The sequence below is a fragment of the Mycolicibacter virginiensis genome, from assembly GCF_022374935.2.
GTDB classification, from domain to species: Bacteria; Actinomycetota; Actinomycetes; order Mycobacteriales; family Mycobacteriaceae; genus Mycobacterium; species Mycobacterium virginiense.
On the sequence record NZ_CP092430.2, the window covers coordinates 3,289,640 to 3,309,100 of the forward strand.

Genomic DNA, 19,461 nt, shown 5'->3' on the forward strand with positions numbered 1-19,461 from the left:
CGTGCAGGCGATTGTTGCAACTGAGCGTGCTGCCGGTGTCGGGGGGCTTTCGCTGGCCGATGTTCCCTACCCGCACGCCGCCGAGAACGACGTCATCGTCCGGGTCCACGCCGCCGGGTTCACGCCGGGTGAGCTCGACTGGCCGGCCACCTGGACCGACCGCTCTGGACGCGACCGATCGCCCAGCGTCCCCGGGCATGAAGTCTCCGGGGTTGTCGCCGAGCTGGGCTACGGCACAACCGGATTGACGGTGGGTCAGCGCGTCTTTGGAATGACCGACTGGGCCCGCAATGGCTCGCTGGCCGAATACGTCGCCGTGGAGGCCCGCAACCTTGCGCCGTTGTCAGCCGATATAACCCACACGGTGGCCGCGGCGTTGCCCATATCTGGGCTGACCGCATGGCAAGGCTTGTTTGACCATGCACGCCTTGTCGCCGGTCAAACCATACTGATCCATGGCGCCGCCGGTGCCGTTGGCAGCATCGCCGTACAACTGGCCCGTGAGGCCGGGGCGCGGGTGATCGGAAGCGGCCGAACCGAGCACCGCGACACGGTTTTGGGTCTCGACGCCGATGAGTTTTTAGACCTGCAACAGGATCAGCTCCACGATGTCGGGCACGTGGACGTGGTGTTCGATGTGATCGGCGGTGAACTTCTCGATGCTTCAGCGGCCTTGGTGCGTCCCGGCGGGACGCTGGTTTCCGTCGCCCAACCACCGCGCGTTCGCCCCGAAGACGCACGGACCATCTTTTTCGTCGTCGAACCCGATCGGTCGGGTCTGGCTGTCCTCGAACGCAGACTTCGCGAAGGCCGGCTGCGTCCCATCCTTGGAGCGACATGTTCACTGGCCGAAGTGCCGACGGCATTCGACCCCGCACGGCGCGGCCGTGGCAAGACCATCGTCGCCATCGCCAACGCCGACTAGTCGGAGGTTTCCGTTGAAACTTGGTCTTCGTCTGCCGCAGGGGTTGGGAACCGACCTCCGCCACGACGTGGTCGAAGCCGCCCGAACCGCCGAAGCGGCCGGATACGCCAGCTTGTGGACCTATGAACGACTGCTCTTCCCGGAGTCGCCAGTCGATCCGTACAGCCCGACGACCGTGGAATGGCCGGAGTCATCGCGGCAGGCCGCCGATCCGCTCGCTGTGCTCACCGCCGCGGCCGTGGTGACCGAACGTGTGCGACTGGGCACTGCGGTTCTGATCGCTGCGCTACACACACCCGTCCAGTTGGCGAAGGCGTTGGCGACGGTCGATCAGATCAGCGGTGGCCGCGTGGTCGCGGGCCTGGGCACTGGATGGTCCAGCGACGAACTGCGGGCCACCGGTGCCACCCGAGCCGACCGCGGCCGTTTCCTCGACGAAACACTGGACGTCTTCAATGCGGCCTGGGGGCCGGACCCAGTAACCGTTCGGGGACCACGGACTGTCATCGACCGCGCCTCGGTACTGCCCAAGCCGGTGTCGAGAATTCCGGTGCTGCTGGGCGGAGGAGGCAACAACCTAGGCCGTCGCACCAGCTCCAAGGCCTTGCAACGCATTGCAGAACATGCGGACGGATGGCTGCCGGTGCTGACCAACACGGGTCCGGCTGGTGCCGCCGAGCTGCGTACCGGCTGGGCATGCATCCGCGAAATGGCTTCTGTCGCAGGCCGGGACGCGAGCAGCATGCAGATGGTCGTGGTCGGCAACGTCACCTTCACAGGCCGTCCGGCGAATTCGGAGCGATCGGCGTTCGTCGGCACCCTTGACCAGATCATGGATGACATCCGAACGGCCGAAGAAGCCGGGGCGGACGAACTCATCGTGGACCTGAATCTGCAGGACTGGTTCACCAACACCCAGCAGATGCTGGAGGCTGCCGTCGAGATCCGCGAACGAGTCGCGGCCTGGTGAGGGACGGCCTCAGTGGCCGGACTTGATGTCCCCGGCCACTCAGCGTGTAAACCTCAGAACTCCCAGTCCTCGTCTTCGGTGACGACGGCCTTGCCGATCACGTACGACGATCCGGAACCGGAGAAGAAGTCGTGGTTCTCGTCGGCGTTGGGCGACAACGCTGACAAGATCGCCGGGTTCACGTCGGTCTCTTCGCGCGGGAACAGCGCCTCGTAGCCCAGGTTCATCAACGCCTTGTTGGCGTTGTAGCGCAGGAACTTCTTCACGTCCTCGGTCAGGCCGACATTGTCGTACAGATCCTGGGTGTACTCGACCTCGTTCTCGTAGAGCTCGTAGAGCAGGTCATAGGTGTACTCCTTGAGCTCACCATGCTTGGCCTCGTCAACGAGGGCCAGGCCGCGCTGATACTTGTACCCGATGTAGTAGCCGTGCACCGCCTCGTCGCGGATGATCAGCCGGATCATGTCGGCGGTGTTGGTCAGCTTGGCCCGGCTCGACCAGTACATCGGCAGGTAGAAGCCGGAGTAGAACAGGAAGCTCTCCAGCAGCGTGGAGGCCACCTTGCGCTTGAGCGGCTCGTCACCCCGGTAGTACTGCATGACGATCTCGGCCTTGCGCTGCAGGTTGGGGTTCTCCTCCGACCAGCGGAACGCGTCGTCGATCTCACTGGTCGAACACAGCGTGGAGAAGATCTGGCTGTAGCTCTTGGCGTGCACCGACTCCATGAACGCGATGTTGGTGTAGACCGCCTGCTCGTGCGGTGTCAGCGAGTCCGGAATCAGGCTGACCGCGCCGACCGTGCCCTGGATGGTGTCCAGCAACGTCAGGCCGGTGAACACCCGCATCGTGAGCTGCTTCTCGCTGTCGGTCAGCGTCCCCCATGACGGCAGGTCGTTGGAGACCGGCACCTTCTCCGGCAGCCAGAAATTGCCGGTCAGGCGGTCCCAGACCTCGGCGTCTTTGTCGTCTTGCACCCGGTTCCAGTTGATGGCCGAAGTGCGGTCGATCAGCTTCACATTTTCGGACACCAGAACCCCATTTCACCCGCCGAAATCTAGGCCTCTGACACTACCCCTGGGGGGCGACAACCCGCGCCAACACAAGAAGTTGTGGTCTGCGTGTCGTGTCAGCGCACGCCGGAAAAACGGTACTCGCCCGCCCGCAACGTGCGGGTGGCCTGCCAGTACTGCCAGGTCATGCCGCTCCACAAGGTCCGGTTGACGCCGTGCTCGTCCAGATACCAACTGTTGCAACCGCCGGTTATCCACACCGAACCGGCAAGCTTGTCCTGCAGCTCGGCGTTGTAGCGGTCCTGGGCCGCCCGACTCGGCGCCAACGCCTGCGCACCGGCTTGGTCGGCCGCGGCGATCGCCTTGGCGACGTAGCGGATCTGCGACTCGATCATGAACACCACCGAGGTGTGGCCGAGCGCGGTGTTGGGGCCGAGCAGGAAGAACAGGTTGGGCATGTCGGCCACGGCGATGCCGCGATGCGCCTGGACCCCTTCGCGGTTCCAGCGCTGCACCAGATCCTCTCCGTTCGGACCGGTGATGCCGACGTAGGTGTAGGAGTCGGTGACATGGAATCCGGTGGCGTAGATGATGACGTCGGCCACGTGTTCCACGTTGTCGGCGGTGACGATGCCGTCCCGGGTGATGCGGGTGATCCGGTCGGTCACCAGCGTCGTCTTCGGGTCGGCCACCGCGCGGTAGTAGTTGTTGCCGGAGTAGAGAATTCGCTTGCAACCGGCCCGGTACTGCGGCGTCAGCTTGCGGCGCAGCTCCTTGTCACGGACCTGTCGACGGATATTGAGCTTGCCGACCGCCTCGATCAGACGCAGCAGTCCGGGCCGCTTGGTCATCGCGAATCCGACGCCTTCCAGCGCCCAGTAGATGGCTGCCCGCACCGTGTAACGCAGTCCTGGCACCACCGCGAACGCCTGCCGCACCGCATCCGGCAGCTGATGATGCGGCACCGGTACCACCCACGCGGGGGTGCGCTGATAGAGCTGCAGTTCAGCGACCCGGTCGACGATCGCCGGCACGATCTGGATCGCGCTGGCGCCGGTTCCGATCACCGCGACCCGCTTACCGGTCAGGTCCACGCTGTGGTCCCACTGCGCGGAATGGAATGCGGTACCGGCGAATTCGTCGATTCCCTCGATCTCAGGCAGGCGTGGGATGTGCAGGCCACCGACTCCGGAGACCACGAACTGGGCCACATATTCCTGGCCGTCTTCGGTGAACACATGCCAGCGGAACTCTGCGTCATCCCACGCCGCGCGGGTCACTTTCGACCCGAATCGGATATGGCGACGCAGACCGTACTTGTCGGTGACGCCCTTGAGGTAGTCCAGGATCTCCGGCTGCGGGGAGAACAGTCGGCTCCAGGTGGCCTTCGGCTCGAACGAGAACGAGTAAAGGTGTGACGGCACGTCGCAGGCGCAACCCGGGTAGGTGTTGTCCCGCCACGTCCCGCCGATCTCGTCGGCCTTTTCCAGAATGAGGAACTCCACGCCCTGCTTCTGCAGCGCAATGGCCATGCCCAGGCCGGAGAATCCGGTCCCGATGATGAGCGCCCGGGTGTGTGTCGGCGCCCGGCGGCCGGCGTCCTCAGTGGTGTGATCGGTCAGCGTCATCGCGCGTCCCTCCCTTGTGGGGTATCGATGTTCAGTGTGTTTGCCGGATTCGCGTCCGTCAACGCCCGTGCCGTCTTCCCGCGGGACTCCCGCGGGAAGACGGCACGGCGCGTGGCTAGTTTCTGATCAACCCATCAGAGCCGCCATGACCTGGTTGTTCAGATCGACCAGTGACTCCATCAGCGGCGAGTACGGACTCAGGTCGAAGCTGTTGCCGGCGTTCAGGATTCCGGTCGACATGTCGTCGCGTGCATTGAGCAGGCCCGCGATAATGCCGGTGGTCGGGTCGTCCCAGGCCATGTCGAAGACCGTCCCCAGCCTTTCCAGACCACCGGTCAGCGTGCTCCAGGCCTGCGTCCAGTCACCGGAATTGACGTCGCCCTGCAATCCCTCCCAGGTCTGGTCCGCGACCGCCTTCGAGCTCATCATGGCCAGCAGCAGCGGCATCTCAATGTCTTTGAACGCCAACGGTAGATTGCCGACGAACGCCGCCATGGCACCAGCCGGGTTGGTCAGGAACTCCGAGGCGACGGCGTCCAGGTGTGGCATCAGCGCGGGGTCGCTCATCCGGTCCCAGACCGTCGGCGCGTCAGCCTGGCTGCCGAAGATCTTCTCGAAGTTCTCCTCGCCCATCGCGGCGACAACCTGGTAGCGCAGGAGGTTGGCCCCCAGCCAGGAGATGTCGTGGTCCTGGTTCTGGTTGTAGTTCCAATTGAACAGGCGCTCGTGCAGCAGCGCCGCCTGCTCTTCGGGGCTGACCAGGGGGTGATCGGCCGGCAGGTAATCCTTGACGTCGGCAACGTTGACCACCTGGGAGAACGTCTGGGAGCCCGTCGGGTTGCCCTCCACACCCTGCCAGCGGATCCCGAGCATTCCGTTGGCGAGGCCGCCGGTGTCGATCCAGTTGGCGACACCGGGGTCTTTGCCGCTGATGACGTAGTAGGTGTAGCCGTCGGGATCCTCGAACGTCTGGGTGCTGTTCAGGCTGCCCTGCGCGGTCACGATCGGGACGTTCTGCCCCCACGCATTGGCCAGCTCAAGGCCCGAGTACCGGGCGTCGAGGTTGGGCACCTTGACGATCAATGCCTCGTCGTCATCGAGGCGGAAGTGTCCCATCGTGCTGTATTGACCGGGCATGAGTCCGTTGATCGCGGTGGTGGACGATGCGACCGGCGTCATCCAGTTGACCGGGAGCTTGTTCGGGATTGCGGTCTGGTCGTAATAGACGGCGTCGGCGTTGGTGGTGGGAATGTCCCTGGCGACGTTGCTCAACAGCGTCGTCAGCTGGTCATCCGAGAGGAAGGGCAGGTGGTAGGTGGGCGCGACGCCCTCCTGTTGGAGCGAGAAGAAGTCGTGCGGCAGTCCGGCGTCACCGATGGAGTTGCGAATAAGCATGGTTTCGGCACCGGTGGTGTCGATCCAGTTCCCGTCGTGCGGCGTCGGGCTGAAGGTGATCGTGTAGCTGCCGTCAGCGTTCGGCGTGGCCCCGGACAGGCTGAGCACATGGCCGGTCGGCAGGTAGCCCTGCTCAGAGCCGATCGTGCCGGACAGCGTAGTAAACGACACGTCGAGGCTGCCAGGGCCGGGGTGGACCGTCATGGTGTACGTGCCATCCGCGCTGATCGGGATGACGCCGTACTGGTTGTCCGGGTTCACCAGGATGTAGAACTGTCCCGGGTCGGCCGAGTTGGCGTCCCACGGAAACCCGAGCAACCACTGGATTCCGGTGTTGGGGTTGAACATCTCGCCGTATTGCAACACCAGCTCGGTGGCCGCCAGCCCCTGGATGTACTGCGGCAACGAGTCAAGGTCCGACGGGATGATGAACGGGTACTGGCTGTTCGTGTCGTACACCTGCTGCTGCGCGTCGAGCAGTTGGTCGATGATCGATTGCATGGCCGCCGTCGGCCCCGTCGCGGCGACCGCGTGCGGAGTCGCCAACGTCATGGCCAGCGCCCCGGCCACGACTCCCGGCGCGGTGGCGGCGAGGACGCGCAGCCGCTGCCGCACCCGACGCCGGTGAACGGCCTTTTCGTTGGCGCGCTCGACGGCTGCGCGTTGTAGGAATCCGGTGCGCGACATGTGGTCCTCCAGTGTGGTCAAGGTGCGCTGTGACGGCTGTCACCTGATAGCGACCTGATTGTTCGGGGAACCGAGGCGGACACGAAAGAGCATTTATCACCTAATCAGCGCATCTACCGGTGCATAATGCACCACCGACATATGCTGTGCCCATGGACTGGGCACGGCCATCCGAGCCGGTACGCGAGCTGATCCGGCACGGCGCCCAGCTGATGCTCAGCGCTCCCCCAGAGTCACTCGACGAACTCCACGAGGCCACCCTGTCGGCCGTATACACGCAGGCCATAGCTTCTGATCCGGTTCTCGCCGAAGGCATCCGCCGCAGCAACCGCGCCAACCTGCTGCACTGGGCGGCCGCCAATGTCAGCCACCCCGGCGAACCGGTACCGGCCAACGTCGCGACGGAGTCACTGCTCATCGTCCGCGACGGATTTCGCCGGGGCCTGGATGAATCGGCCGTCCTCGATGCCTACCGAGTGGGGACGAATGTGGCGTGGCGGTCGTGGATGCAGACCGCGTTCACGCTCACGAACGACCCCGACGAACTGCGCGAACTACTCGACGTCACGGCCCGGTCGTTGACCTCGTTCATCGATGCCACCATCGCCGGAATCGGCGAGCAGATGCAGCGGGAACGTGAAGCCCTCACCAGGGGCACCCACGCCGAGCGCCGGGAGACCGTCGCACTGATCCTCGACGGGGCGGCGATCACCAAGCAGCGCGCCGAGAGCCGGCTCGGCTACCGCCTCGACCAAAGCCATACCGCGGCAGTGATCTGGGGAGACGAGTCGACCACCAACCTGTCCGATCTCGATGCCGCCGCGGAGGCCTTGATACGTACCGACGACGGCCAGCGCGCCCTGTCAGTGCTCGCCAGCGCAGCGACCCGCTGGGTGTGGGTGCCCGGCCCGGCAGGCCCGGGCCTGGCCGCCGTCTCTACCGCGGTGAGCAACCTGCCGGGGGTGCAGATCGCTATCGGGACGACTGCCCACGGTCTCGACGGCTTTCGACGCAGCCACCTGGACGCCATCACGGCACAGCGCATGATGGTGCGACTGAAGTCCACCCAGCGGGTGGCCAGGTTCGCCGATATCGAGCTCGTCGCCTTGATCAGTGCCGAGCCGGAATGGGCGGACCGGTACATCACCCGAACGCTCGGCGACTTCGCGTCGGCCGACGCCGAACTGCAGCAGACCGTCCTGACCTTCGTCCATCAGCAGTGCAACGCCTCGCGCGCGGCCGCCCACCTGTTTATTCATCGAAATACGTTGCTGCGTCGGATTGCTCGGGCCGAGGAGCTGTTACCGAAGCCGTTGGAAGACAGCAGCCTGTATGTCGCGGTCGCGTTGGAGGCGCTGCACTGGCGCGGCGGCGGGGGTTAGCGCACAGGCGCCTTCGCGCCTCACCTGAGAGTGTCTTGGGTGGGACCTGAAATTTCTCCCGCATCGGCGATACGCTCAACCCTCACCATCACTGTCGAGGCGGTCCCGTTGATCACTGTGCGTCGCATCCACAAGGCACTTGCCGCCGCGATCCTGACCGTCTCAACCCTGACCGGCGCCGCCAGCGTGCCGACGGCCCACCCCGTCGCCGCCGCGCCGATCGCAGCGCCGCAGGTGATCCATCTCGAGACGATCACCCTCGTCAACGCCGAGACCAACGATGTCACCGCCCACGTATTCGGGGTGGCCGACTCCGATCTGTACAACCTGAACCAGACCGACCTCGTCGCCCAGCTCAGCGAGATCCGCGACCTCGGGGTCACCGATCTGCGCCTCGCCGTACCGTGGCTCTACATTCAGCCCACGGCCACCAGCTATGACTGGTCCCAGATGGACAACGTCATCAGCACGGCGCATTCGATGGGCTTCACGATCACCGGCGCCATCAGCGGGAATCCCGCCTGGGACGGTCCCCTCATCTCCGGCGCGCCCGACCCGACCGCTTATGCGAATTTCGCCGCGGAGGTGGCCCAACGGTACGGCAGCGAGATCTCGTCCTACGAGATCTGGAATGAACCCAATGGGGTGATCTTCTACTCCCCAGTCAGCGCGGAGACCTACACCACCGTGCTGCAGGCGGCCTACACCGCGATCAAAGCGGTCGCCCCCGACGCCATTGTGCTGGCGGGAGCGTTGGGCGCGACCACCACCATCGCCGGGCTCAGCGTCAGCCCCCAGGAGTTCCTGGAGCAGATGTACGCCAGCGGGGCCCACGGTTATTTCGACGCGGTGAGCTACCACCCGTACCACTACACGCTGCCGTTCTCTGCCGGCTTGGGCGTGACCAACTCACCACTGGAGCAGGTCCAGGCATTGAATGCGATCATGGCCGCCAATGGGGACGGCGATCTGAGGATCTGGGCCACCGAGTATGGCAACGCCACCACCCCGGTGTTCGGTGTGAGCGAGACCGTGCAGGCCAATTTCCTCCAGGACTTCCTGATCGCCTGGTCCAAGCTCCCGTTCGCCGGGCCGGCGTTTGTCTACAGCGCGCAGGACCTGGTGACCGGGGCGCTCAACCACGAGGCCAACTTCGGCCTGTTCACCGACGATGGCACGCCCAAACTGGCTGCCGAGGTGCTGGCCAACCTGATCGCCGCCAACGCCCACGGCACCCTGCCGGACTACACCGCCCCCCTGCTACCCGACGCCGAGGTGGTCTACCTCCAACTGGCCACGATGGTCGCGGGCGTGATCAATCAGGGGCTGATCATCCCCAATGCCATCATTGCGGCGATCTACCAAGAGTTGCCCGAGCCCCTACAGCAGGCGTTCACCGCAGTGACCGACTTCATCACCGCGATGACGACCGAATTCCTGGAGGCCACCAAACCACTGGTCGTGGACACCATCAGCGTATTGCTCGACCTCGGGTTCTAAAGGTCTGATACCGCCCCGCTCGGGGTCAGCCGAACAGGCCCGCGAATTCCGCCTGAATCTGGGAGGTCGCGTGCATGATGCCGATCAACTCGAAGCCCGCCGCCAGCGACCCCAGCCCGGTGGCCGCGGCCAGGGGAAGACCGATCGCGTCGATCAGGTTCCCTTGGGAGAGTTCGGAGAAGAAGACCTGGGCCATGGCCGCCGGCAGCGTGGTCGTCAGCGCATTGAGGATGTCCCCGGTCACCATCAACGCCCCGTTGATCGCGGAGATCGAGCCGCTGAATGCGTTGGCGATGTCGACCAGGCTGGGCATCGTGAACGCAGCCAGATCCACAGCAGTGTCGGGCCCGTCCGCAACGGCTGACGACAGCGAACCCAAGTCTTGGACGAAATCCTGCCAGCCCTGTTGCGCGCCGTTGACCAAGGCCGTCAAGACATCCATGGGGTTGACGTCGGGGAACAATCCCAACGTGGTGGGCACGTTCGCCGGCCCCGCGTCCCAGCCGTGTTCGATCTGCCCGTAGCCCAGGTTGACCAGCACCCGCAGCGACGGCTGCACCAGGTCAGCGATCGCGTTCCCGAATGGACTGCCACGGAACGGCTCCAGCAACGGAAGGTCTTCGGTCGGGATCATCCAGTAGTTGGTCGCAGTACTGGCCGTCACGCCGTCGGGCAGCTCACCGACGTAGTCCACCGAACCCGGCAGCAGTATCGCGTTGGCGAGCTGGCCATCGGGCGTCATCGGCAGCATCGGGTACTGGTTGTGCGTGTACAGGATCCCCGCCACCGCATTGAGATTGGCGAGCAGATTCAGCGGGTAGCGCGGAAAGTCGGCAAACCCGTCGTACTCCAGCGTGTAATTGTTGGTCTCCCAGGGACCGTCCGGGGTTGCGCCATTGAGTGTTAGGCCCAGTGAGGCGATGGGCACCGATCCCCCGAACTCCGGCAGATTGAAGATCTGCATCAGCCCACCGTTGGGGGTATTGGGGTTGCCCAGGAACGTGAACGACAGCTGGTCCGCATCGGGCCGTTGATCCGGGGGCAACGCGAGGTACTGCCTCATCAGCAGCGTGTCGATCGAGGCGCTTTGCGAGTAACCGTAGAGGTTGACGGCATGTCCCAAGTCGAACTGCTTGTCGACGGCGAGCTGCAGCATCGTCAATCCCTGCGCCATCGAAACGTCCAGCGGCAACGTTTTGACACCGGTGAACGGCTGCAGCCCTTCCGGGGTGAACAGCGCCTGCGGGGTGAACCCGGGATTCAACGGCTGGATGAAGCGCTCATTGACCGCGTCGATGTAGTCCTGGTGCGGTATCGGAATTCCACTGCCGCCGAACACGATCGAGCACCCGAACACTTCCACGTCCAGGCATGCGTACGGGTCACCGGGCGGACCCCCGAACGGAAAGGTGGGCAACGCCGTCGGCGAGACCGCCCACGCCGCGGTCATATCGGACGCCGATGCCGCCTGCGTCATGGGCACGACCAGTGCTGCTGCGGTGGCCGTCGAGAGGAGTCCCGCACTCATCCGCCAGGCGTTATTGCGCTTCATTCAGCCGTTTATACGGCATTTATCAGGTTACGGGGCAGGATTCACGCGGTTCGCTGATCAGGCGACCGGTTGGTTCCGGACTGCCGACTGAATCGGCTGATCGGGGTCCATCACGATGCCCAGGTTCTGAGCGGTGCCGCTGACGACGCTGATCATGATGGTCGTCAGGTAGTCCACGAAGGTGTCGCGAGGCATCCGTCGCGGGCTGTCCAGTTCCGGCCCCAGCCACCAGTCGGTGGCCGAGGTCGCGCTCCCGAAAGCCGCGAAGGCGGCCAGATCCAGTGCCCCGCGGTTGAGATCCAGGTCCTGCAGTTCGTTGTTGATCATCTCGGCCATCGCCAGGGTGATGGTGCGGCCTTCGTTGAGCGCCCGCATCCTCGACTCGGCCTGCGCGCGCGCCCGCCCCTGGATGAAGAACCGCAGCACATTGGGGTGCTCGTCGACCAGGGCGACGTACTCCTCCACACTGCGCTGGACGATGTCGCGCAGCGAGTTGGTGGCGACATCGATGGACGCGAAGATCGCCGTCCACAGGTCGTCGCGTAGCCGGGCCCCGACCGCCTCGAACAGGTCGTCCTTGTCGGCAAAATGCCGGTAGATCTTGGGCTTGGCGGTGCCGGCTTCCTCAGCGATCTCGCGCACGCTCACTTCAGGGCCGAGCCGGTCGATGGACCGGAACGCGGCGTCCACGATCTCGCGGCGGACCTTCTTGCGGTGCTCGCGCCAACGCTCGCTGCGCGCGTCGACCTTCTGCCCACCGTTTTCGGTCGGCTTGGGTCTCGTCGTTCCGCGCACGTCAAGCACCTTACAGCGTTGCCGTCGCTGACCTGGGCAGACCGGCCGTCGGCTAACATCGCCGCTGTGGTGCAGCGATTCGACCTTGCAGTTGTCGGCGGAGGTCCAGCAGGGTCGGCGGCCGCCTGGCAAGCCAGGCAGGCCGGCGCGAGCGTCGTCGTCTTGGACAAGGCGGAGTTCCCGCGGGACAAGCCGTGCGGTGACGGCCTGACCGCGCGCGCGGTCAGCTACCTGCAGAAAATGGGCCTGGCCGAGCAGGTGGACAAGTTCCACCGGGTCAACCGGGTGAAGGTGTTCAGCCCCAGCGAGTGGGAGCTGTCGTTCCCACGCCGACCCGGCATGCCCGACCACGGTTACGTCGCACGCCGCCCCGACCTGGACACGCTGCTGCTCAAGCACGCCGAATCGGCCGGTGCCGAAGTCCGGCAGTCCGCCGAGGCCGCCGGCCCCGTCCTCGACGACACCGGCCGCGTGACCGGGGTGCTGCTCAAGAGCGGCGAGAAGGTGCTGGCCGATGCGGTGATCGCCGCCGACGGCGCCTACTCGCCGATCAAACGGGCCCTGAAGCTCGACTCGGACTACAACGGCTACTCCGCCATCGCGATCCGCGCCGAGATGCCCGCCGTCCGGCCCGACGTCGACTCCCTCGACATCTATATGAAGCTGATCTTTCAGGGCGACCAGCTGCCCGGCTACGGGTGGGTGTTCCCGCTGGGTGATGGCCGGGTCAACATCGGCTTGGGCTACGTCAACAGCTACAAGAACTGGCAGGCGATCAACGCCACGCACTTCCTCGGCGACTTTCTCCAGACGCTGCCCCGGGAGTGGGAACTGCCCTCGATCACCGAACTCAAGCAGTCCAAGACCGTGCGCGCCTGGCGCCTGCCGATGGGCTTCACCGCGTGGCCGCCGTGGCGACCCGGGGTGCTGTTCACCGGGGACTCCTTGGGCGCGGGCAGGCCGACCTCGGGCGCCGGCATCTCCAAGGCACTGGAGTCGGGACTGGCCGCCGGCGAGTGCGCCGTGGCGGCGCTGACCAACGGCGGGCCCGACGATTTCACCAACTACGCGCAGCGGATGGAAGCGGCCTGGGGCCGGGAGTACAAGCGGGGCCGGTTCTTTCACAAGCTGGCCGGTAGGCCGGCGCTGGCCAACGCCGGACTCAAGCTGCTCGACAACGCGCGATTCCGCGATCTGATGCTCGCCCGGCTCTACAAGGGCCAGGAAGGGCCGGCGCACACGCACTGACGTTGGGCCTTTGACCGAGTGTGCGTCTCACGACGCGCCACGCCGACGAGTCGGCTACAGCCCGCGTTCGCCGAGCCAGCCGTGGATGCGTTGCGCTACCGCGTCCCAGCCAGGCTCGAGCATCATATTGTGGCCCATGCCGGCGAAGATCTCGGCGTCAGTCCCACAGGCACGCGCCAGCGCTCGCGTTGCCTTGAAAGTGATGCAACCGTCGTGTTCGGCGCCAAGCACCAGCAGCGGTGTAGTGATCCGCTTGGGACGGGCGGTCTTGAGCAGCATTCCGTCCAGGAGAGCTCGTTGACACTCTTCCTGCAGGCGCGCCGCATGCCGTACCACATCGGATTCAGGCGTTGTCGCTGAGTAGAAGGCCTCACGTGCTCGTTCAGGCGAGTGAACCAGCTTCAACGACTTTCCGGTGTACATGAATTGGGTCATCAGCCAGGGGTGTCTCCTGGTCTGCCGCAATGACATAGCAAGCCCAGCCCGAGAAGTCAGGGACGCCAGCAGGACTCCGGCCGGCGCGGCCGAGAACTCCAAATACTTCTGCACCACATAGCCGCCCATCGAGTGGCCGATCAACACCGGTGTGGTCGGCAGGTCATCGACCACCGAGCGGACATCGTCGACGTAGTCACCGGCCGAGCACCCGCGCAACCGCTGGTGCAGCGAGCTCCCGCCGTGGCCGCGCAGGTTGACCGCCACTGCGCGATATCCCTTGTCGGCGAAGAAGTCCAGGAAGTGTTCGGCCCAACACCACGCCCCGTGCCAGGCACCGTGCACGAACAGCAGTGGAGCCGGGTGGGCGCTGGTGGTGACACCGACGTCGAGGATCTCGAGCCGGGGCGCCGCTGTTGATTCTGGAATGCCCGGAGGTACCGGTTGCGCGGTCACGGCAGCGCGCCCGCTCGCCGCGTGACGCGGGCATAGATCGGCCCCGCGGCGACCGTCGTGAACGGCACCGCTACCGGGAATTCGTTGCTCAGCGAACTGATCTCGCGGTGCCGCAAGCAGGTGGCCAGTGCCAGGGTGGCTTCCAACATCGCGAAGTGATCGCCGACGCACTTGCGTGGTCCGCCACCGAATGGCAGATACTGCCATCGATTACGACCAGCAGAGTTCTCCGGACTGAACCGGTCCGGGTCGAACTCCAGTGGGTGTTCCCACAGTGTCGGATCGCGGTGCAACGCGTAGATGCCGATCCCGACCATGGAGCCGGCCTGCACACGGAAGCCGTCGACCGCGATATCGCGCACTGCGGTCCGGCCGTTGAGCGCACCGGGCGGGCATAACCGCAGTGCTTCATGCAAGACCTGGATGGTGTACGGCAGTCTGGCCACATCGTCAGGGCTGAGGTTCGCATCGAGTTCGGCGACCTCGGCGGCGACTCGGCGCTGCATGTCGGGATGATTTCCCAACGCCCACAACGCGTATGCCAATGTTGTCGCAGTGGTGTCGTGACCGGCCAGCATGAACACGATCAGCTCGTCGCAGATCTCCTGATCGGTCAGTCCGCGGCCCGTGTCCGGGTCGGTGGCAGCGATCAGTCCGCGCACCAGCGGTGCGTCACGGTCAGGGTCGGCACGGCAGGCCTGCAGGATGTCGTTAGCGAGCCGATGCAACGTGGCGCTCGCCGCCCGGGCACGGTGTCGCGCCGGGGTCGGCAGCCAGTGCGGCGCGCGTGCCGGAGCAAACGTCCGCTGCGTGACGTACTCCTGCGCGACGCGCATCGGCGCACCCAGCGCGGCGGCCTGCTCGTCCAGGTCGGCGCCGAGCACCGAGCGCCCCAACGCTCGCAGCGTCAATCGGCGGCACTCGGCGTCCAAATCCACCGTCGTGCCGTCTTTCCAGCCGGCAGCGGTGGTCTCGGCGGCCTGTCCCATATGCCCGGCGAATCCACGGACATGCTGCTTGGTGAACAGCGGCTGCAACGTCCGCCGCCGCGGCAACCACGCATCGTTGGGCAGATCGAAGAGGTTGGGGCCCATCAGGTGGCGTATCTCGTCGTGGGCCAGGGTGCGATCGACGTCGCCGCTGCTGAGCACGTCGTGCGCACCTTGCGGCGAGGTCACCACCACGATCGGGGGCGCGAGCCAACGTGGCGCCAGTTCCAGCCGGGTCACCGGGCCGCCGGCATCGCGCAGTACTTCGATTCCGGTACGCAGCTCCCGGAACTGCCGCACCTGCTGCCAATAGGGCAACGGGTTCTTCGGCGCTAAGGGCAGCGCGTGCACATCGGTGCCGACATCCTGCACGGTCATGGCGGTAGCCAACCAGGCTCGATCCACCCTCGCCTCATCCAAACGGTTGAAATTTTCACCCGAAATCGTTTCACCATTCCGCGAGTCGGGTGCAGAATTTCCACAGGTGGGAGACGATCCCCAGACCGGAGACCTGCGATGTCGGCGATGGCGACCCTTGATGACTTTTCGCGACTGGTCGCGGCCGTCTACAGCTCGGTGCTGGCTCCCGAGAACTGGAACGAGACGCTAAGCGACCTTCAGCGCACACTCGATACTCACTGCGCGCTGATACGGGTGGACGAAACGGGGCGGTCGATTCAGGCCGCGAGTCTGGCCCCGGATGCGTGCGCCGATTACCAGCGGCATTACCGCCGGCTCGACTACGTGCTCGAGGCCGTCGAACACAGCCCCGTAGGTTCATTCCAAAGCGGGCGGGCGTTGGTGGCGTTGCAGGCCCAGTCGGAGTTCCACATCGACTGGCTGCGGCCCCTGGATATGACCGACGGCTTATTCGTGCGACTCACCGACGGCCCGGCCCCCATGGCGTTCCTCACCGCTGGGCCACGTCCTCCGGAGCCGTTCGTCCCCTTGGTCAGCGCCCTGGTGCCCCATCTGCAGCAGGCTCTGCGCAGCCAGGCACACCTGGAACACCTGCGCCGACGAGCCGACGAGCTCGGCGCGGTCACCCAGGCGCTGGGTCACGCCGTCATCGTGGTCACCGCTGCGTCCCGCATCGTCTACACCAACTCCGCCGCCGAGGACTTGTTGCGGTCGGCCGACGGACTCATGGTCCACGCCGGGCGACTCGAAGCGGCAGCCGCCGGCACCGACACCGCACTGCAGGGCAGCATTCACGCCGCCGTGGCACCTGTGGGCAGCCACCCGTCGGGGAACTCTCTGCTGTGCGCCCGTCCCTCGGGTCGACGCCCGTACGTCATAGAGGTTCTGCCCACCGATCCATCCGGCGCCACCGGCTCCGGCCGGCATGCCGTCGTCGTCGTCGCCGATCCAGAGCACGAATCCGACACCGCACCAACATTTTTGCGCCGCCACTATGGCCTGACCCCTGGCGAAACCGAGATTGCCGTCATGGTCATGAACGGCGGTGGTGTCAAAGAGATCGCCGAACGCATGTCCCTTTCACAGTCCACCGTCAAAACACACCTGCAGCACGTCTTCGACAAGACCGGAACTCATCGGCAAGCCGACCTCATCCGACTGCTGCTCGCCCTCCGCTCGCCGTGCCGCTGAGCTCAGCGTCGACGCACATCGTCGCCGACGCGCCATAAGAATGCGGCAGTCCGAACTTATTTGTTTGGGTGGCCGAATTCACGTTACGGTGTGGGAGCGCAACCGCCCTACCTGTCCGAGGAGAACCACGCGATGCCGGTGTACCAACTGCCTGATCTGACCTACGACTACGGCGATCTGGAGCCCGCGATCAGCGGCGAAATCATGGCGCTGCACCACGGCGCGCATCACGCCGCCTACGTCAAGGGCGCGAACGCAACGCTAGAACGACTCGGCGAGATGCGCCAGGCCCGTGACTTCTCCCAATTGCCCGGACTCGAACGCACTCTGGCCTTCCACGTGGCCGGCCACAGCCTGCATTCGCTGTTCTGGAACAACCTGTCCCCCAACGGCGGCGACCGGCCCGGCGGAGAGCTCGCCGCGGCGATCGATGAGTCCTTCGGGGACTTCGATGCCTTCCAGGCGGAGTTGACCGCGGCCACCGCCAGCGTGCAGGGATCGGGTTGGGGGGCGCTGGCCTGGGATCCGCTCGGGGCACGGCTGGTGGTCAACCAGATCCACGACCACCACATCACCGTGGTCCCGACCAGCACCCCGCTGCTGGTGTTCGACGCCTGGGAGCACGCGTTCTATCTCCAGTACCGCAACGTCAAGACCGACTACATCGACCGCCTGTGGTCGCTGATCGATTGGGCCGATGTCACCGAGCGGTTCGACGCCGCCCGCGCCGGAGGCGCCGCGACACCGTTCACCGTCGACGTAGGCTAGATCGTGGCCGCCGATCCGATCGAGGCGATCAACTGGAACGACATCGCCGACCAGCGGGACCTGGACGTGTGGAACCGGCTCACCGCGAATTTCTGGCTCCCCGAGAAGGTCCCGCTCTCCAACGACCTGCCCAGCTGGCACACCCTTACCCCCGAACAGCAGACCCTGACGATCCGGGTGTTCACCGGATTGACCCTGCTCGACACCATGCAGGGCACCGTCGGATGCATCGAGATGCTCGCCGACTCCGCCACACCGCACGAGGAGGCGGTGTACACCAACATGGCGTTCATGGAGTCGGTCCACGCCAAGAGCTATAGCTCCATCTTTTCCACCCTGTGCTCGACACCCGAGATCACCGCAGCATTCGCGTGGTCGCGCGAAAACAGCTTCCTGCAGCGCAAGGCCCACATCGTGCACGACTACTACCGGGGCGACGACCCGCTGAAGAAGAAGATCAGCTCGGTGATGCTGGAGTCGTTCATGTTCTACAGCGGCTTCTACCTACCACTGCACTGGGCATCGCGGTCGATCCTGACCAACACCGCGGACATCATCCGGCTGATTATCCGCGACGAGGCGGTGCACGGCTTCTACGTCGGCTACAAGTTCCAGCAGGGCATGCACGCGGCCACCGGGCAGCGCCGCACCGAGCTGGCAGACTTCGCGTACTCGATGCTCACCGAGCTCTACGACAACGAGATCGACTATGCGCGAGACTTATACGATCCACTCGGTATGACCGAACCGGTCCTGCCCTACATGCGCTACAACGCCAATAAGGCGCTGGCCAACCTCGGCCTCGACCCGTTGTTCGCAGCTGAAGACTGTCGGGTGCCGCCCGAGATCATGTCCGCCCTCGACCCCGGGGCTGGCGAGAACCACGACTTCTTCTCCGGTTCGGGAAGCTCATACGTGATCGGCGCGCAGCAGCCCACGACAGACGACGACTGGGACTTCTAAACTCTACTGGCTACCTCAGCGTCGACCGCGCTGGGCCCGGCTCGGCTTGCGTGCGGTCTTGCCCGCAGCCGCGCGGGCGGCCTGCTTGGCAAGGGTCTTCTCCCGCGCGCTGCGTTTCGGTGCGGGCTTGGACTGTCCCCGCGACGAACCGGGTTTGCGGCCGCGCACAATGCCGACGAACTCTTCAACCAGCGCCGCCTGCTGCCCTTCGCCGAAGGCGAGTGACACCGGGCAGGTGGGCGCATCGCTGATCGGACGGTAGGCCAGGTCCTTGCGGTGATACAGCCGCGCCAACGACTGCGGAACGATCAGCGCACCGAGCCCAGCCGCGACGAGTTCTATTGCGTCCTGGGTGGTTTCAGGGCGATGGTCAATCGGCTTGCCGGGCACGTCCGCCCAGGCGACGACATCGTCGAGTGGAAGCAGCAGCGGTTCGTCGGCGAGATCCGCCGAGGTGATCTCATCGACGGCATTGAACACGTGGTCCTTCGGCACCACGGCCACCGTCGTCTCCTCGTAGAGCGGAATGACAGCCAGCCCTGCGGTGTCAGACAGCGGCCGCAATAGCGCCACATCGACAGTGCCTGCCCGCACCGCGGCCACCGCGTCGGCGGCTTCAAGGGTGTGCAGCAGCAGCGGAACGTCTGGATGCCGCTGTCCCCAGACTCGTGCCCACTTCGCGGGCGTCCCGCCGGGGACGTACCCGAGGGTGAGGGAAGGCGGGTTCACCGCATCAGGCTACCGATAGGCTGGCGCCATGAGCAGGCCGAACGCGCAGTCCATGAAACCCGCCACGGCGGCCAAGAAGCTGGACGTGTACCTGCCCGCCACACCCGCGGAGTTCCAGGAGAACTCGATCACCCGCACCGAGCTCGCCGCCCTCCAGGCCGAACCGCCGCAGTGGCTCAAGGACCTGCGCAAGAACGGGCCGCACCCGAAGAACCTGGTGGCAGCCAAGCTGGGCATTTCCATCTCCGGTCTGACCCGTAGCGGCATGGAGAACGCGTTGACCACCGAGCAGATCGTCGCGCTGCTCGAGGAGAAGCCGGAGTGGCTGGCCGCCGAACGCGAGAGCTACCAGGAAGTCCTGCGCGAGCAGCGGCGCATCAAGGCGTTGCGCGCCGACCAAGCGCGCGAGGGCTGATTC

General features: G+C 65.4%; 17 protein-coding genes. 9 read left to right on the forward strand and 8 right to left on the reverse strand.

Annotated features, from left to right (window positions below; translation table 11 throughout):
- Position 1 precedes the first annotated feature (1 nt).
- Positions 2–925, forward strand: a complete 924-nt coding sequence (locus MJO54_RS15960) for an NADP-dependent oxidoreductase (protein ID WP_046284950.1) — start codon at positions 2–4, stop codon at positions 923–925.
- A gap of 13 nt (positions 926–938) precedes the next feature.
- Complete coding sequence (locus tag MJO54_RS15965) at positions 939–1,895, forward strand: TIGR03619 family F420-dependent LLM class oxidoreductase (protein ID WP_064888504.1); 957 nt, start codon at positions 939–941, stop codon at positions 1,893–1,895.
- Between the two features lie 53 nt (positions 1,896–1,948).
- On the opposite strand, the gene nrdF (MJO54_RS15970) is transcribed toward MJO54_RS15965, so the two are convergent.
- From nrdF (MJO54_RS15970) to MJO54_RS15980, 3 genes are all read right to left on the reverse strand, one after another.
- Positions 1,949–2,923, reverse strand: coding sequence for a class 1b ribonucleoside-diphosphate reductase subunit beta (gene nrdF, locus MJO54_RS15970; protein WP_240175167.1), 975 nt, complete (start codon positions 2,921–2,923; stop codon positions 1,949–1,951).
- A 98-nt stretch (positions 2,924–3,021) separates the two neighbouring features.
- Positions 3,022–4,533 (reverse strand): flavin-containing monooxygenase, encoded by a 1,512-nt coding sequence (locus MJO54_RS15975; protein ID WP_240175168.1) that lies wholly within the window; start codon positions 4,531–4,533, stop codon positions 3,022–3,024.
- A 126-nt stretch (positions 4,534–4,659) separates the two neighbouring features.
- The gene (locus tag MJO54_RS15980) at positions 4,660–6,615 is read right to left on the reverse strand and encodes a hypothetical protein (RefSeq protein ID WP_240175169.1); all 1,956 of its coding nucleotides are present in this window, start codon (positions 6,613–6,615) and stop codon (positions 4,660–4,662) included.
- 152 nt (positions 6,616–6,767) lie between these two features.
- Here MJO54_RS15980 and MJO54_RS15985 point away from each other — a divergent pair, with 152 nt between their 5' ends.
- Positions 6,768–7,997, forward strand: a complete 1,230-nt coding sequence (locus tag MJO54_RS15985) for a PucR family transcriptional regulator (RefSeq protein WP_240175170.1) — start codon at positions 6,768–6,770, stop codon at positions 7,995–7,997.
- 117 nt (positions 7,998–8,114) lie between these two features.
- Positions 8,115–9,497, forward strand: a complete 1,383-nt coding sequence (locus MJO54_RS15990; RefSeq protein ID WP_240175988.1) for a cellulase family glycosylhydrolase — start codon at positions 8,115–8,117, stop codon at positions 9,495–9,497.
- Positions 9,498–9,522: 25 nt separating this feature from the next.
- Here the strand turns inward: MJO54_RS15990 and MJO54_RS15995 are convergent, their stop codons facing one another.
- Positions 9,523–11,049 (reverse strand): PE-PPE domain-containing protein, encoded by a 1,527-nt coding sequence (locus MJO54_RS15995; protein WP_082108253.1) that lies wholly within the window; start codon positions 11,047–11,049, stop codon positions 9,523–9,525.
- 57 nt (positions 11,050–11,106) lie between these two features.
- On the reverse strand, positions 11,107–11,853 hold the full coding sequence (locus tag MJO54_RS16000) for a TetR/AcrR family transcriptional regulator (protein ID WP_396876454.1): 747 nt from the start codon (positions 11,851–11,853) through the stop codon (positions 11,107–11,109).
- A 57-nt stretch (positions 11,854–11,910) separates the two neighbouring features.
- Between MJO54_RS16000 and MJO54_RS16005 the strand changes: the two genes are divergently transcribed.
- Entirely contained in the window at positions 11,911–13,092 is a 1,182-nt protein-coding gene (locus MJO54_RS16005; protein WP_046284482.1) for an NAD(P)/FAD-dependent oxidoreductase, read from the forward strand.
- A 54-nt stretch (positions 13,093–13,146) separates the two neighbouring features.
- Here the strand turns inward: MJO54_RS16005 and MJO54_RS16010 are convergent, their stop codons facing one another.
- Together MJO54_RS16010 and MJO54_RS16015 are read right to left on the reverse strand one after the other, a co-directional pair.
- Complete coding sequence (locus tag MJO54_RS16010; RefSeq protein WP_240175171.1) at positions 13,147–13,983, reverse strand: alpha/beta hydrolase; 837 nt, start codon at positions 13,981–13,983, stop codon at positions 13,147–13,149.
- Positions 13,980–15,350 carry a cytochrome P450 gene (locus MJO54_RS16015; RefSeq protein ID WP_240175172.1) on the reverse strand — a complete coding sequence of 457 codons (1,371 nt, stop codon included), beginning with the start codon at positions 15,348–15,350 and terminating at the stop codon, positions 13,980–13,982. Before MJO54_RS16015 ends, MJO54_RS16010 begins: the two co-directional genes overlap by 4 nt.
- Before the next feature lie 147 nt (positions 15,351–15,497).
- On the opposite strand from MJO54_RS16015, the gene MJO54_RS16020 reads away from it, so the two are divergent.
- From MJO54_RS16020 to nrdF (MJO54_RS16030), 3 genes are all read left to right on the forward strand, one after another.
- On the forward strand, positions 15,498–16,583 hold the full coding sequence (locus tag MJO54_RS16020; RefSeq protein ID WP_240175173.1) for a helix-turn-helix transcriptional regulator: 1,086 nt from the start codon (positions 15,498–15,500) through the stop codon (positions 16,581–16,583).
- A 132-nt stretch (positions 16,584–16,715) separates the two neighbouring features.
- On the forward strand, positions 16,716–17,351 hold the full coding sequence (locus MJO54_RS16025; protein WP_046284483.1) for a superoxide dismutase: 636 nt from the start codon (positions 16,716–16,718) through the stop codon (positions 17,349–17,351).
- Positions 17,352–18,314, forward strand: a complete 963-nt coding sequence (nrdF, locus tag MJO54_RS16030) for a class 1b ribonucleoside-diphosphate reductase subunit beta (protein ID WP_046284461.1) — start codon at positions 17,352–17,354, stop codon at positions 18,312–18,314.
- 15 nt (positions 18,315–18,329) lie between these two features.
- On the opposite strand, the gene MJO54_RS16035 is transcribed toward nrdF (MJO54_RS16030), so the two are convergent.
- Positions 18,330–19,043 carry a LysR family substrate-binding domain-containing protein gene (locus MJO54_RS16035; RefSeq protein ID WP_240175174.1) on the reverse strand — a complete coding sequence of 238 codons (714 nt, stop codon included), beginning with the start codon at positions 19,041–19,043 and terminating at the stop codon, positions 18,330–18,332.
- 28 nt (positions 19,044–19,071) lie between these two features.
- Between MJO54_RS16035 and MJO54_RS16040 the strand changes: the two genes are divergently transcribed.
- Positions 19,072–19,458, forward strand: coding sequence for a DUF5997 family protein (locus MJO54_RS16040; RefSeq protein WP_046284463.1), 387 nt, complete (start codon positions 19,072–19,074; stop codon positions 19,456–19,458).
- Positions 19,459–19,461 lie beyond the last annotated feature (3 nt).